At 61.7% G+C, this 14730-nt stretch carries 14 protein-coding genes; 5 read left to right on the top strand and 9 right to left on the bottom strand.

Going from position 1 to position 14730, the window contains the following annotated elements:
• Positions 1–5 precede the first annotated feature (5 nt).
• Complete coding sequence (locus tag ACFE70_RS04160) at positions 6–1628, bottom strand: CHASE3 domain-containing protein (protein WP_375416459.1); 1623 nt, start codon at positions 1626–1628, stop codon at positions 6–8.
• 77 nt (positions 1629–1705) lie between these two features.
• On the opposite strand from ACFE70_RS04160, the gene ACFE70_RS04155 reads away from it, so the two are divergent.
• Positions 1706–2515, top strand: a complete 810-nt coding sequence (locus ACFE70_RS04155; RefSeq protein WP_375416458.1) for a TrmH family RNA methyltransferase — start codon at positions 1706–1708, stop codon at positions 2513–2515.
• Here the strand turns inward: ACFE70_RS04155 and ACFE70_RS04150 are convergent.
• A complete protein-coding gene (locus ACFE70_RS04150; RefSeq protein WP_375416457.1) occupies positions 2512–2946 on the bottom strand; it encodes a hypothetical protein in 435 nt (144 codons plus the stop codon). The genes ACFE70_RS04155 and ACFE70_RS04150 overlap by 4 nt on opposite strands.
• Positions 2947–2993: 47 nt before the next feature.
• On the opposite strand from ACFE70_RS04150, the gene ACFE70_RS04145 reads away from it, so the two are divergent.
• Complete coding sequence (locus ACFE70_RS04145) at positions 2994–3209, top strand: hypothetical protein (RefSeq protein ID WP_375416456.1); 216 nt, start codon at positions 2994–2996, stop codon at positions 3207–3209.
• Between the two features lie 91 nt (positions 3210–3300).
• Here ACFE70_RS04145 and galB read toward each other — a convergent pair whose 3' ends face one another.
• The 4 genes from galB to typA form a co-directional block, all read right to left on the bottom strand.
• Positions 3301–5766: a beta-galactosidase GalB gene (gene galB / locus ACFE70_RS04140; protein ID WP_375416455.1), complete on the bottom strand. Its 2466-nt coding sequence runs from the start codon at positions 5764–5766 to the stop codon at positions 3301–3303.
• Positions 5767–5835: 69 nt separating this feature from the next.
• Positions 5836–6612: a YqjF family protein gene (locus tag ACFE70_RS04135; RefSeq protein WP_375416454.1), complete on the bottom strand. Its 777-nt coding sequence runs from the start codon at positions 6610–6612 to the stop codon at positions 5836–5838.
• Between the two features lie 22 nt (positions 6613–6634).
• Entirely contained in the window at positions 6635–7156 is a 522-nt protein-coding gene (locus tag ACFE70_RS04130; RefSeq protein WP_375416453.1) for a hypothetical protein, read from the bottom strand.
• Between the two features lie 126 nt (positions 7157–7282).
• Positions 7283–9094 (bottom strand): translational GTPase TypA, encoded by a 1812-nt coding sequence (gene typA, locus ACFE70_RS04125; RefSeq protein ID WP_375416452.1) that lies wholly within the window; start codon positions 9092–9094, stop codon positions 7283–7285.
• Between the two features lie 236 nt (positions 9095–9330).
• Between typA and msrB the strand changes: the two genes are divergently transcribed.
• Both msrB and ACFE70_RS04115 read left to right on the top strand, forming a co-directional pair.
• Positions 9331–9897 (top strand): peptide-methionine (R)-S-oxide reductase MsrB, encoded by a 567-nt coding sequence (gene msrB / locus ACFE70_RS04120; protein ID WP_375416451.1) that lies wholly within the window; start codon positions 9331–9333, stop codon positions 9895–9897.
• A gap of 86 nt (positions 9898–9983) precedes the next feature.
• Positions 9984–10328 (top strand): hypothetical protein, encoded by a 345-nt coding sequence (locus ACFE70_RS04115; protein ID WP_375416450.1) that lies wholly within the window; start codon positions 9984–9986, stop codon positions 10326–10328.
• Between the two features lie 105 nt (positions 10329–10433).
• On the opposite strand, the gene ACFE70_RS04110 is transcribed toward ACFE70_RS04115, so the two are convergent.
• Complete coding sequence (locus ACFE70_RS04110; protein ID WP_375416449.1) at positions 10434–11234, bottom strand: hypothetical protein; 801 nt, start codon at positions 11232–11234, stop codon at positions 10434–10436.
• A gap of 208 nt (positions 11235–11442) precedes the next feature.
• On the opposite strand from ACFE70_RS04110, the gene metG reads away from it, so the two are divergent.
• Positions 11443–13485, top strand: a complete 2043-nt coding sequence (metG, locus tag ACFE70_RS04105) for a methionine--tRNA ligase (RefSeq protein WP_375416448.1) — start codon at positions 11443–11445, stop codon at positions 13483–13485.
• A gap of 8 nt (positions 13486–13493) precedes the next feature.
• Here metG and ACFE70_RS04100 read toward each other — a convergent pair whose 3' ends face one another.
• Together ACFE70_RS04100 and pth are read right to left on the bottom strand one after the other, a co-directional pair.
• Positions 13494–13961 carry a hypothetical protein gene (locus tag ACFE70_RS04100; RefSeq protein ID WP_375416447.1) on the bottom strand — a complete coding sequence of 156 codons (468 nt, stop codon included), beginning with the start codon at positions 13959–13961 and terminating at the stop codon, positions 13494–13496.
• A gap of 11 nt (positions 13962–13972) precedes the next feature.
• Positions 13973–14539 carry an aminoacyl-tRNA hydrolase gene (gene pth, locus ACFE70_RS04095; protein ID WP_375416446.1) on the bottom strand — a complete coding sequence of 189 codons (567 nt, stop codon included), beginning with the start codon at positions 14537–14539 and terminating at the stop codon, positions 13973–13975.
• Positions 14540–14730 lie beyond the last annotated feature (191 nt).

Below are 14730 nucleotides of genomic sequence, written 5' to 3'. Positions count from 1 at the left end.
TCTGTTCACTGATTTTTCGCCCAGGTGAAGACAAAGGCCGCGCCGCGTCCGTTCAGCCCCTGCTCAATATGAACGCTGCCTTTTTGCTCGTCGATGATTTTTTTGACGATGCTCAGGCCGAGGCCGGTGCTTTCGGCTGTGTGGCGGTCGCGCAGGGTCTGGAAAAGCAGAAAAACCTTGTCGCGGTGCTCCGGGGCGATGCCGGGGCCGTCGTCTTCGACCCGAAACTCGTAGGCCGCGCCCAGGTCGCGGGCGCTCAGGCGCAGGTGGCCGGCCGCGGGCTGGTCGTGGTACTTCACGGCGTTGCTGAATAAGTTGGTCAGCACCTGCTCCAGGCGCAGGCGGTCGGTGACGAACACGGGCAGGTTGGGGGCCAGCGCCAGCCCAAAGCCGGGCGGCACGACCAGCTCGGCCACGTCGCGGGCCAGGTGCGCCACCGCCACTTCCTCCGGGGTGCCGGCCGTGCGCCCGGCGCGGGCGTAGGCCAGCAGGCCGTCGATGAGGTCCTCGAGCCGAGCCAGGCGGCCCTTCATCTGGTCGAGGTAGCGGCGCAGCTGGGGCGAGAGTTCGGTCTGCAATTCGTCCTCAATCCACTTGACGATGGTCGTCACGCCGCGCAGGGGCGCCTTGAGGTCGTGCGAGGCCACGTAGGCAAACTGGTCCAGCTCCTGGTTGCGCTGGGCCAGGGCCGAAAACACCTCGTCCAGGGTCTGGGTCATGCGGTTGAGCGAAAAAGCCAAATCCCCGAGGTTGTCCTGGCCTGAGTCGGGAATCTTCACGTCGTAGTGGCCCTGCACGACCTGCTCGGCCAGCTCCTTAATCAGGCCAATGCGGCGGCTGGTGTCGGCGTGGGTGCGGGCGAGCGTGGCTTGCAGGCGGCGGTTGTCGCGCAGCTCGCGCCCAATCTGGCGCAGCAGCCCCAGCATAATGACGACGGCCAGCACCGTGGAGGCCAGCACGAACAGGGGCGTCGTGTCCTCGAACAGCTCCTGGCGCTGGCTGCGCTCGGCCAGCAGGGCCAGCTCATTGGCCCGCACCCGGCCCATGAGCGCGCGCACCCGCTGCACGGTCTGGCGGTCGGTGTCGAGCAGGGTCTGGGTGGTGGCGCGGGTCAGGGCGGTTTGGGGGCGGGCCAGTGGCTGCAAAGTGCGCAGCTCCTGCCCGATGAGCGGCTGCACCGAATCGAGGCGCTGCTGCTGGGGCGCGTTGTCGGCGGTCAGGCTTTTCATGCGCCCCAACGCCACCTCGAGCTGGGCCGGCGCGCGGCCGTAGGTGCGCAAAAACGCCGTGTCGCCGGTGAGCAGGTAGCCGCGCACGCCGGCCTGCGCATCCTTGAGCAGCCCGGTGATGACCTCGCCGGTTTCGAGCACCTGGTAGGTGTGCTCGACGCGGCGCGTCTGCACGCCCAGCCCGCGGATGCTCAGCAGCGAGGCCGCCGTGGTCAGCAGCAGCACGCCCGTGGCGATGGCGAAGCCCAGCAGGATTTTCGAGTTCAGCTTTAAGGCCAATGGGTGAGTAGGTGAGTGGGTGAGTGGGTGAGTGGGTGAGTGGGTGAGTGGGTGAGTGGGGGTAGGCGGGGGTAGGCGGGGGTAGGCGGGGGTAGGCGGGGTAGGCGGGGTAGGCTGCAAAGAACGCCAGACCTGAACAAGTGCCGATGCCGTTCTTTGCAGCAGGCCCTACCCCCATTCACTCACTCATTCACCCATTGATAATCACCAGTCCCCAGAACCCGCGCATCAAGCAGCTGCTGCGGCTCCAGCAGAAGGCCAGCGAGCGCCGGGCGCTGGGGCTGCTGCTGCTGGAAGGCCACCGCGAGCTAACCATCGCGGCCGGCGCGGGCCTGCCCGTTAGCACCGTGTTCTACTGCCCGGAGCTGAGCGACGAGGCGGCCCTGCGCGAGCTGCGCCAACGCCTGCCGGCGCCTGCCACCGAGTGGGTCGAGGTGGCGCGCGCTGCCTTCGAGCGCGTGGCCTACCGCGAAGGCTCCGACGGGCTGCTGGCCCTGGCGCCGGCGCCGCAGCGCACGCTGGCCGAGCTGCGCCTACCCCCCCATCCGCTGGTGCTCGTGCTCGAAGCCGTCGAGAAGCCCGGCAACCTGGGCGCCATCCTGCGCACCGCCGACGCCGCCCCGGTCGATGCCGTGCTCATCGGCGACGCGCGCACCGATTTGTATAATCCCAATGTCATCCGGGCCAGCATCGGCTGCGTGTTCACGGTGCCGGTGGTGGCCGCGCCGGTGGTCGAAGTGCTGGCTTTTCTGAAGCAGAATCAGATTACAACCTACGCCGCCGCCCTCGCGCCCGAGGCGCAGGCCTACACCAGCTACGATTTTCGCGGCCCCACGGCCCTGGTGCTCGGCACCGAGGCCGACGGCCTGAGCGCCGGGCTGCGCGCGGCCTGCGACCACACCATCATCATTCCCATGCGCGGCCGCATCGACTCGCTCAACGTGAGCGTGGCCGCCGCCGTGCTCACCTTTGAGGCCGTTCGGCAGCGGGAAGGGGGTAGGGATTAGCCGGGCTGTTGGGCGGCTTGGCCTTCCAGACTCTCGACCCGGCCTTCCAGGTCGTCCACCCGGCGGTTAGTGTTGTCGTAGCGGTCAGCTTGCCGGTTCATTGCGTCAAGGATGGCATTAGTCATCACCGAAACCAGATTTTCCATCCGGGCCGAGCTTTCGCGCATGTCTTCACGCAGGCCACTTACCTCTTCGCGCAGGCCGCCGACCTCACCGCGCAGGCCGCCGACCTCACCGCGCAGGCCGCCGACCTCACCGCGCAGGCCGCCGACCTCACCACGCAGGCCACTTACCTCTTCGCGCAGGCCACTTACCTCTTCGCGCACAAAGGTCATTTCCTCTCGCAAAGCATTTATGTCCTGCCGCATGGCGTGCTGCTCAATCAGAATTTCGGCCACGATTTCGGGCAAGTCGCGCTTATAGGGTTCCATTGCTTTCAGAGGATAATTTTCAGCCAAGATACGGGATTCGCTACCAGTTGGAAACTCCTGCGGCCTGGCTGCCTGCTGTCCGCCGCCTCTGTCTGCTGCGTGGCTTCGACGATACCTGCGCCCAGGACATCAACGCCCGCAGCTCGTACCGCTACGATGAGTTGCGCTGGAACTACTGCTTCGTGCGCCCCTACCGCAGCATGGAGCAAACCGGCGAAATCCTGCCGGACCTCAGCCTGATTCTGGCCACGGAAGGGGGGTAGGGAAATGGAGCGAGGAGGCTGCGAGTCCGCGCGGGAACGACACCCGAACGACTTGTCCAAACGGCCCACGCGCGGACTCGCAGAGTCCACGCTACTGCGCGCCGCCGACTTGCACCTCAACCGTCGCCCCGCGCAGCCCCTTGCTCGAAGCTTGCAAACGCAGCGGTCCGGCCTTGCCGCCGGCCTGCATGATGGCCACGAGCTGCCCGTGAAAGGCCCGCATTTGCGGATTTTGGAAGGGTTGCAGGTTGGTCGGGTCGCCGTTGCCGACGGCGCGGAAGCGGCCCGCGCCGCTCACCTTGAAGCTCAGCTCCGGGGCCGCGTCGGGGCAAAGGTTGCCTTGGGCATCCTCGACGCGCACGGTTACGAAAGCTAAATCCTGACCGTCGGCAGCAAGGGCGGCGCGGTCAGCGACCAGGCGCAGATGGTGGGGCTGGCCGGCCGTGCGCACTTCCTCGGTCGCCACGGCTTTGCCCTGGGCGTCGTAGGCCACTACTTTCAGCGTGCCGGGCGCGTATTTCACGTCGGGCCACATCAGGCGGTAGCGGGTTTGGGGCCGGTCCGAAGGGCCTTTGGTCTGGCGGCCCTGGCTCTGGCCGTTCACGAACAGCTCGGCCGAGGGGTGATTGGTATAGCAGAACACGGGCGTGGCTTGACCCTCGCGGCCGGGCCAGGTCCAGTGGGGCAGCAGGTGCAGCGTGGGCTGGGTGGGGTTCCAGCGGGCGCGGTAGAGGTAGTAGCGGTCCTTAGGCAGGCCGGCCAGGTCCAGGATGCCGAAGTAGGAGCTGTGCGACGGCCACTGCGCGTCGTAGGGCGCCGGCTCGCCGAGGTAATCGAAGCCGGTCCAGACGAACTCGCCCAGCGCATAAGGAATGTCATCCTGCGCCACAAATTCCTCATCCGGCGTCTGCGACCAGTTGCAGGCTTCCAAATCATAGGACGAGGACTGGTTGTCGTCGTACTTTTTATCCTTGGCTGGCACGGCCGGAAACTTGTACACGCCGCGCGAGCTGACCGTTGAGGCCGTTTCGGAGCCCAGCAGAAAGCCCTGCGGCAGCTTGCCATACGCCTCGGCGTAGCGGTGGGGCTTGTAGTTGAAGCCCGGCACGTCGAGCACGGCGGCGAAGCCATTGCCCACGGCCGCGTCGAACTGGTCGAGGCCCGCCGTGACGGGCCGCGTGGGGTCTTCGCGGTGCACGATGTCCTGCAAGCGCTTGGCGATTTTGTTGCCGCCCGGCGCCCACTGGTCGGGCACCTCATTGCCGATGCTCCACAGAATGACCGATGGGTGGTTGCGGTCGCGGCGCACCATGTTCACTAAATCTCTCTCCGACCACTCATCAAAATACTGGCTGTAGCCGTTCTTGACCTTGGGCGTTTTCCACTCGTCAAAGGCCTCCACAATCAGCATAAAGCCCATTTCGTCGGCCAGGCTGACCAGCTCCGGGGCGGGCATGTTGTGGGTCGTGCGGATGGCGTCGCAGCCGATTTGCTTGAGCAAGGTGAGTTGCCGGCGCAGGGCGGCCACGTTCACGGCCGTGCCCAACGGCCCCAAGTCGTGGTGGTTGCACACGCCCTTGAAGTCGCGCGGCTGCCCATTGAGCGAAAAGCCTTTGTTCGCCTCAAACTGGAAGGAGCGAATGCCGAACCGCGTGGTGTACTCGTCCTTCAGCACCTCGCCGGCATAGAGCTTGGACGCCGCCGTGTAGAGCAGCGGCGTTTCCGGCGACCACAGCCGGGGCGTGGGCACCACAAGGTTTTGCTCAAACTCCTGCCCGTCGGTGGCGGTCAGCGCGGTGGTCGTAGTGGCTACCACCTGCCCGTCCGCGTCGCGGACTTCGGTGAGCAGGCGCAGTGGCTGAAAGGTGCCGCCGGGCGTCTCGACCTTAGTTCTAAGTCTGACTTTGGCGTACTCACTTTTAATTTCCGGCGTGGTCAAATAAGTGCCCCAGACGGGAATGTGCACGTCTTCAGTCACAAGCAGGTGCACGTTGCGGTAGAGGCCCGCGCCGGGATACCAGCGCGAGGATTCCGGCTGATTCTGGAGCCGCACGGCCAGCGTATTTTCGCCGCCGTCGGGGCGCAGGAAGCCGGTGATGTCGAAGGAAAACGAGTTGTAGCCGTAGGGCCAGAAACCGACTTCCCGGCCATTGACGAAGACGTGCGCGTTGCTCATGGCCCCGTCGAAGAGCAGCACCGCCCGCCGGCCCGGCCCGAACTTCGGCACCGCCAGCTTGTGGCGGTACCAGCCCGTGCCGATGAAGGGCAGCCCGCCGGTGCGGCCCGCTTTCGGGGTCGCGGTCTTATCGTTGTTCTGCTCAATTTTTACCGTTTGCAGGTCGTTGTTGCCATCAAATGGCCCGGCGATGGCCCAGTCGTGCGGCACGCTCACGGTCTGCCATTTGGCATCCCGGAACTCCGGGCTGGCGGCGTTAGCAGGGTCGCCTTTGATAAATTTCCAGTCGGTGGCGAGCAGGTAGTCCTGCCGGGTTTGGGCAGGGGCCGGGCCGGCGGCCAGCAGCAGGAGCGTGGCGGCCAGCAGTTTCAGAAAAGACATGGGGTAGGGGATAGGAACCCCGAAAGTACAGTTGCTTCCCTGTTGCGTCCGCTTCCCGGCCGGGCTTTGCTAGGATTTCCTACCCCCTCCTACCCGCCCGAACCCCCGCACCCACACGTCCACCGCATCGGCGGCGTAGAGCAGCGGCGGACCGGCGGGCGTGGGCAGGCCGTGGCTTTCGAGCAGCGTCGATTCCCACGTGTGCAGCTCGGCCGCGCGCAGCCGCCAGGGCGCGTGCCAGAGCCGGCCCTGCCAGAGGTCGTGGCCGCGCAGGCCCTGGGCCAGGTCCGGGCCGGCCGTGAAGAGCCGGTAGCGCTCGGTGAGGAAGTAGGCCAGGGTTCCGGGCCGGGAGGGGGGTAGGAAAGTGCCCGGCGTCCACTCCGCCCGGAAAGTGGCGGGCGCCGCGCCTTGGTGGGTGCGCCTGGCTTCCATCCGCCGGCCGGTTTCGGTGTTTCCGAAGCTAATGTTGGCGTATAAGTAAGGCAGGTGAAAAAACGTGCGCGCCGCCCACACACCCAGCGCGTTGGTGGCATCGAGCGAGAGAAACCACACGCCCGGCGCGCCGTCGAGCGTGGCATAAGTGCGCACGTTCAGCTCGTGCAGCCGGCTCAGGCCCGGCACCGCCGGCAGCCCCAGCGGCCGGATGCCGCTCATCGTGAACGGCACCACGCCCACCCACGCCTGCCCCTCAAACGTGTCTACCTCCAGCCGCGCCGGTAGGTAGGGCCGTAGCAGCGCCGCCGGCACGGGCCAGTGCGCAAAGAGCAGGTTGCGCCAGGTTTGGCGCATGAGGGGGGGTAGGGTCACAGGGGAGCTAAGAGCTTCTAACCCCTTGCTGGCGCACATGTTCGCGCCGCTCGTATCAGGATTAGTATACTGTCAGGTTGAAACCCATTTCTTTGGCAAGCCGACGTAAATTCACCGCCTGCGCATCCGTCACTACGCTCAACGGGTAAGAGTCACTGTCAAGCTGGAATAGCACCAGCGCCAAGCCTAGCGGCTCTAGCTCATCCTGCAAATAATCCAGTACTTCGGGGCCAGTATTTCGGCGACCAGCGAGTGCCGACTCATTCAGGCGCGCTGTACGCTGCTGAATACTTAAAATGTCATTAATGCCTTCGGCCAGCGCATCGGTTGCCTCGCGCATACTGCTTTCCCATAGCAGTCCCTCACTCTGTAGCGCGTCAATCAAAGCAATGTCCCGTAGTTCCTGTTCCGGCAACGCTGTCACTATGCCACGCTGCTCTAACTCGTCAGCATACAGGTCTTGCTCCTGATAAGCGATGGAGTCGTGCAAGGCCAGAATCAAGCGTTCGCTTACACGGACCGTTGCCTCATTATCAGTAAGAGTGAAAAGCTGTACGAATTGCTGTAATGTGTCTTGATTCATGGTAAAAAATGAATGTGATAATCAAATAAGTTTCTAAATGAGAAAGGCGCGACCGAAGTCGCGCCTTTTCAAAATCAACCTAATAGAGTAATCTGCGAAATTCAACCAGTCTGCACCATCCGCGATTTACTCCGCCGTCTTGGCGTAGCGCAGGCGCTCATTCTCATCGAGCAGAATCTTGCGCATCCGAATAGCCTTGGGCGTCACCTCCAGGTACTCATCCTTCTGGATGTACTCCATCGCCTCTTCGAGCGAAAACTGGCGCTTGGGGACGATTTTGGCGTTGTCGTCGGTGCCCGAGGCGCGCATGTTGGTCAGCTTCTTGCCTTTTTGAATGTTGATGGTCAGATCGTTGGGGCGGGTATGCTCGCCGATTACCTGGCCGGCGTACACTTCTTCGCCGGGGTCGACGAAGAACGAGCCGCGGTCCTGCATCTTGTCAATTGTGTAGGCCGTGCCGGGGCCGGTTTCCAGCGAAATCAATGAGCCCGCAATGCGGCCCGGAATCTGGCCCTTGTGCTCTTCGTAATCGATGAAGCGGTGGTTCATGATGGCCTCGCCGGCGGTGGCCGTTAGCACGTTGTTGCGCAGGCCGATGAGGCCGCGCGATGGGATGCTGAACTCCAGGTGCTGCAAGTCGCCCTTGGGCTCCATGATGGTCATCTCGCCCTTGCGCATACTCACCAGTTCAATCACCTTGCCGGCCGACTCCTCCGGCACGTCCACCACAAGCAACTCGACGGGCTCCAGGCGCTTGCCGTTCTCGTCTTCCTTGAACAAGACCTGCGGCTGCCCGACTTGCAGCTCGTAGCCCTCGCGGCGCATGGTTTCAATCAGAACCGACAAGTGCAGAATGCCGCGGCCGAACACGAGGAACGTGTCCTCTTTGTCGGTGGCCTCCACGCGCAGGGCGAGGTTCTTTTCGGTCTCCTTGAAGAGCCGATCGCGCAGGTGGCGCGAGGTCACAAACTTGCCTTCCTTGCCGAAGAACGGCGAGTTGTTAATCGTGAACAGCATGTTCATCGTCGGCTCATCGATGCTGATGCGCTCCAACTGCTCGGGGTTGTCGGCGTCGGCCAGCGTATCGCCGATGTCGAAGCCTTCGATGCCCGACACGGCGCAGATTTCGCCGCTGCTCACCTGGTCCACTTTCACGCGACCCAGGCCCTCAAACACGTGCAGCTCCCGGATTTTCACCTTTTTGATGGAGCCGTCGGCCTTCATCAAGCTCATGTTGGCGCCCTCTTTCAGGGTGCCGCGATGCACGCGCCCGATGGCGATGCGGCCCACGAACGACGAGTAGTCGAGCGAGGTAATCTGCATCTGCGGCGTGCCTTCTAGCACCGGCGCGGGCGGAATCGAGGCCACCACGGCGTCGAGCAGCGGGATAATGTTGTCGGTTTTCTCTTTCCAGTCGGTACTCATCCAGCCCTGCTTCGAGGAGCCGTAGAGCGTCACGAAATCTAACTGGTCCTCCGAGGCGCCGAGGTTGAACATGAGGTCGAATACCTGCTCGTGCACCTCATCGGGCCGGCAGTTTTCCTTGTCCACCTTGTTCACCACCACGATGGGCTTCAAACCCAAATCGATGGCTTTGCCGAGCACGAAGCGGGTCTGCGGCATGGCGCCCTCGAAGGCGTCCACGAGCAGCAGCACGCCGTCGGCCAGCTTCAGTACGCGCTCTACTTCGCCGCCGAAGTCGGCGTGACCGGGCGTGTCAATAATATTGATTTTAACATCTTTATACCGAACCGAGACGTTCTTGGAAACGATGGTGATGCCGCGCTCCCGCTCCAGGGGGTTATCGTCGAGGATAAGGTCGTCGAAGTGCTGGTGGGCGTCGAAAATCTTGGAAGCGTGGATAATCTTATCCACGAGGGTCGTTTTGCCGTGGTCAACGTGCGCGATGATGGCAATATTACGAATGTTCTGGGCCATAGGTGGTCTTGTTTGCGGCCGCAAAGGTACGGCTTTTTAAGCGCAAATCATATTAAGTATCAGGGATAACCACGTCTTAACCCGGCCGCCGGGCCTAGCGGTTCCCTCATTCCCTACCCCCCTCGTCCGGCCAGAACCGGCTGTAAGGTCGCAGTCGGTCCCGCGTCTAATCGCTCAGCCGAACTGACCGGCGACGCCGTATGTTGACCGCTTATCTTCTTCATCCTGATTCTCAAATGCGTAATTCCTTTTTAACCCTGCTGCTCTCGGCCCTGACGCTGGGCAGCGCCTGCTCGCAGCAGCGCGGCGGCGAGGCCCTGGCCGCCACCGGCCCCAAAGGCGCCAGCGTGGTGCCCGCCCGCCCGGCCAAGTCCTACCCCCAGCCCCGGCCCGTAACCGGCCAGCCGGGCGAGTTTGCAGTGCAGAAAACCGACGCCCAGTGGCGGAAGCAGCTCACGCCCGACCAGTACTATATCCTGCGCCAGAAAGGCACCGAGCGGCCCTTCACCGGCAAATACCACGACAACCACGCCGCCGGCACCTACTACTGCGCCGCCGACCACAACCTGCTTTTCGTCTCCGACACCAAGTTTGAGTCGGGCACCGGCTGGCCCAGCTTCTTCGCGCCGGCCACGGTCGCTAGCGTCAAAGTCGCCTCCGACGACACCTTCGGCATGAGCCGCGACGAGATTGTGTGCGCCAAGTGCGGCGGCCACCTCGGCCACGTTTTCAACGACGGCCCGAAGCCCACCGGCCAGCGCTACTGCATGGACGGCAACGCCCTGGTTTTCGAGAAGAAATAAGTTGCGCGCAGTTAGCATATCAAACTCGGTGGCCGGACGACCTCCCAGTCGTTCGGCCACTTTGATTTGGGCGCCGTTACAAGCGTATGAAACGCCTCCTCCGCTTATTTCCTACCCCCTTGCTGCTGGCCGGCCTCACCGCCTGCACCGCCACCGAGCAGACGGCCGAAAGCAGCGCCGCCCGCGCTGTGCCCACCGAAGTGCGCACCGACGCCGACCGCCAGGCCATCTACGACAACGGCCGCAACACCCGCACCAGCGCCGTGCCTGACGCTACGCCCAACACCCAGCGCCTCGGCGAGCAGGCCTCCGATATCAACCGCCGCAAGCGCCTCGAAACCATCAACACCAACGACCCCAACACCACCACGCCCGAAACCCGCGTGCAGCGCCAAAGCGAGATTCCGGCCGCCACCACCGCGCCGCAGTAACGGAAAGGCTTTCGGGTAATAAGAAAGCGGCTCGCTGCTGGTGTAATACCAGCAGCGAGCCGCTTTTTCGATGGTTGCTTACTCTGGAGGGGGGTAGGGAATTGCCTACGCGTTGTCTTCACCGGCGCCGTTGTCGCTGGCCGTGGTGCCCAAAATGCCGGTGCTGGCAACATCGGCTGGGGCGGCGCGGGGCTTGCGGCCGGGGCGGCCTTTGGGCTTGGCGTCGGCGCTAGTGGCGGCCGGGGTGGCGCTGCGGCGTGGAGTACCGGGTTTGGGGCCGCGGCGGCGCGGCGCGGTTTCGGCGCCGTTGGTACCCGTATTATTAGCGTCCGTACCGGCTGTGGCAGCGCGCGGGGTGCGCGGCTTGCGGGGGCTGCCGTCTTTATTCAGTGTCGGACCCTTGCGGCGGCCACGGGCGCCAGTGCGGACGCTGCCGTTGTCCGAGCGGGCTTCGTTGCCAGCACCGGCTGCTCCGCCGGTCGCCGCTTCAGTCTGCTGGCCGTTGCTGCTGCCGGTGTCAGCGGCGCCATTGGCGGCTGCGGAAGATGACGACGTGGAAATAGAGTCGTAGTGGCGCACGATGGTGTGCAGGGCCTGCTCAAACATGCGCTCCGTATCCACGTCGAGGCGGCGCGTGGCCTCCTTCACCACTTCCTTCAGCTTGGCTTTCGTTTCTTTGCGAATGCGAATCACCACCTCACTCATGCGGTTGTTAAGCTCTTTCTGCAATTCTTTGGCGGCCGACTTGAGCGACTTTTTCTGACTAGCTTTCTTAGCGGCCCGGTCGTCGGTCATCGAGTCAGAGGCGCGGCCACTGTCTTTGGCCGACTTACGCTGCGCTTTTTCCTCGGGCGAGCGTTTCGCGCGCTTAGCCGGTTTTTCGGCTGCTTGAGCAGGTTTTTTCATTAGGAAATAAAGAAAGTTTGGTGAGATGAAGGAAGTATTCGGGTGCTTAGTACTAAATAAGTCGCTCAAATATAAAATTAATTATTCAGCAAACGCTGCCCTTGTAAATCAGGTTGATTTACCTTTTCCAATTTCCGGTTATTAAACCAGAATTGCCGCCGACTTTGCGCCAATTCTGCTGGCGACACTCTTGCTCTCTAAACTTTCGATGGCTGCTCTTCCCCAACGCTATACCGTTACTGCCGCCCTGCCCTACGCCAATGGCCCGGTGCACATTGGCCACCTGGCCGGCGTCTATCTGCCGGCCGATATCTACGTGCGCTACCTGCGCGCCCAGAACCGCGACGTGAAATTTATCTGCGGCTCCGACGAGCACGGCGTGCCCATCACCATCCGGGCCCAAAAAGAAGGCGTCACGCCCCAGCAGATTGTCGATAAATACCACGCCCTGATTCGGGATTCCTTCCGCGACTTCAACGTCTCATTCGACGTGTATTCGCGCACTTCGTCTGCCACGCACCGCGAGGTTTCGAGCGGTTTTTTCGAGAAGTTATACGCCGACGGCAAATTCATCGAGCAAACCACGCAGCAGTATTTCGATGAGTCGGCCCAGCAATTTCTGGCCGACCGCTACATCGTGGGCACCTGCCCGAACTGCGGCAACGAAAATGCCTACGGCGACCAGTGCGAGCGTTGCGGCACCTCACTCAGCCCGACCGAATTAATTAATCCGCGCTCGATGCTGAGCGGCGCGGCGCCGGTTTTGCGCGACACCAAACACTGGTTTTTGCCGCTAAATGAGTACGAGCCCTGGCTACGCGAATGGATAGTGGAGGGCCACCAAGCCGACTGGAAAACCAACGTGTACGGGCAGTGCAAATCCTGGATTGACCAGGGCTTGCACCCGCGCGCCGTCACCCGCGACCTTGATTGGGGCGTGCCGGTGCCGGTGCCCGGCGCCGAGGGCAAAGTGTTGTACGTGTGGTTTGACGCGCCCATCGGCTACATTTCGGCCACGAAAGAAGCTTTTCCCGATGAATGGGAGCTGTATTGGAAAGACGCCGGCACCAAGCTGGTGCATTTTATCGGCAAGGATAATATTGTTTTTCACTGCATCATATTTCCGGTGATGCTGCGCGCGCACGGCGACTATATTTTGCCGGATAATGTGCCGGCTAATGAGTTTCTGAACCTGGAAGGCGACAAGATTTCCACCTCGCGCAACTGGGCCGTCTGGCTGCACGAATATTTGCAGGATTTTCCTGGTCAGGCCGACGTGCTGCGCTACGTGCTCTGCGCCAACGCGCCCGAAACCAAGGATAATGACTTCACCTGGAAGGACTTTCAGGCCCGCAACAACAACGAATTAGTTGCTACGCTCGGTAATTTCGTGAATCGTGCCGCCGTGCTCACGCACAAGTTCTTCGAAGGCAAAGTCCCGGCCCGAAATGAGTTGCAGCCGATTGACCAGGAGGCATTAAACCAGTTGGCCGAATTTCCGGGCCGCGTGGGCGAGCTGATTGAAAATTACCGCTTCCGCGACGCGCTGGCTGAGGTGCTCAACCTGGCCCGCCTGGGCAACAAATACCTGGCCGACACGCAGCCCTGGCACCTGATTAAAACCGACGCCGAGCGCACCGCCACGGTGCTGCACGTCGCACTCCAACTAGCCGCCGGTCTCGTGCCGCTGCTCACGCCCTTCCTGCCCGAATCGGCCCAGAAGCTGGCCACGATGCTCAACCTGGCGCCCGGCGACTGGCAAAGCGCCGCCCACCCCGATTCCCTACCCCCCGCTCATCAGCTGAAGGCGCCCGAGCTGCTTTTCGCCAAAATTGAAGACGCCACGGTGGAGGCGCAGGTGCAGAAGCTGCTGGACACCAAAAAAGCCAATCAGTTGGCGACTACGCCGGTTGCGCCGGCCAAGGGAAACGTAAGCTTTGACGAGTTCGGCAAAATGGATTTGCGCGTGGGCACCATCACGGCCGCCGAGAAAGTAGCCAAAACCAAGAAGCTGCTCAAGCTCACAGTTGACACCGGCCTTGAGCAGCGCACCATCGTGAGCGGCATTGCTGAGCATTTTATTGCCGAAGCGCTGATTGGCCAGCAGGTGCTGGTATTGCTAAATCTGGCGCCGCGCGAGATTAAAGGCATTCAGAGCCAGGGAATGCTGCTGCTGGCCGAGAATGCGGATGGCTCGCTGGCGCTAATGCAGCCGGGTGCCGCTGTGCGCAACGGCAGCGGCGTGGTGTAGTGAACCGGCTACTCGGCTAAAATACAATTTAGCTTCTCGTGAAGGCTTATTGGAAAGTCGTGCTCAAGCCAACGCGCTTTATAGTGTTCAGCGCCATACTTCATCCATAAATCATCCAGTACTTTCTTAACAATCTGTGCAAAATTGACTGCGTTCGTGGTGGTTTCCCAAACCAATTTGAATTGGTATTCTGGGTGCATGCCCCAACTTTCCCAATCGTCATACCAGCGTAATACGACATCTACCGAGCCATCCGTGGCAGGTGTTAGTAGTAGCTGTAATTCGCCAGGCTCGTCCATAAATACAATGCGTTGAGGCGTCGCTGGGTCGAGCAATAGGGACAGGGCAGCCTCAACAATATTTGTTACGGTGTCATGCAAATATGAAACCGTACCTACCAAAGTATGCACTTCGTCGCTGAGGTGGGCCTCGGCCCAACCATATTCTCCGAGTCTGTAAGTAAAAGTTAGAGCCATAAGCTGAGAAGCTACTTCACATTTACCACGTTCATAGCGCGCTCCAGGCCCAGCGCGCCGAACGCCAGCACGGCATCGGCCGCCTTTTCGATGCGCGTGGGCAACTCAATTTGCTCATCAGCCGAAAAAGGATTAAGCACATAATCCACTTGCCGGCCTTTTGCAAAATTGGCATCCACGCCAAAGCGCAGTCGGGCGTACTCGCTGGTACCCAGCGTTTCTTGGATGGATTTCAGCCCATTATGCCCGCCGGCCGAGCCCTGACCTTTCAGCCGTAATTTGCCGAACGGCAACGCTAAATCATCCGTTACGACGACCATATTTCCGACTGGAATTTTCAGGCTGCTCAAATAATGCGCTGCTGCTTTGCCGCTCAAATTCATATAAGTGGTGGGCTTGACAAGCACCAACGAGTGGCCTTTATGCCGCATTTCGGTCACGAACGCATGGCGCCCGACTTCAAAGCGGGGCGCGTCATATTTTGTGGCCAGGAAATCGGCCACCATAAAGCCAATGTTGTGGCGCGAGTCCGCGTATTCGGGACCAATATTGCCCAGACCAAGAACCAGAATCTTCACGAAATCACAGATTAGTTGAGTTTTATAGATTCAGCAAATGACAAGCTTTAAGGCAGTTTTGCCGCTGAGAGGGGGGTAGGGAATAAAGTTATGCGCTCGACTTAAAAAGAAAGCCGCCCCTGCTTAGGGGCGGCTTTCTTTTTAAGTCGTGCTGAATCAAAGACGTTGTAAGGAGGCAGCTTCAATCTGCG

The sequence above is a fragment of the uncultured Hymenobacter sp. genome, from assembly GCF_964243305.1.
In the GTDB taxonomy this organism is placed as follows: domain Bacteria; phylum Bacteroidota; class Bacteroidia; order Cytophagales; family Hymenobacteraceae; genus Hymenobacter.
Note: the sequence above shows the minus strand (reverse complement) of the source record. Positions and strands in the feature narration are given on the sequence as shown.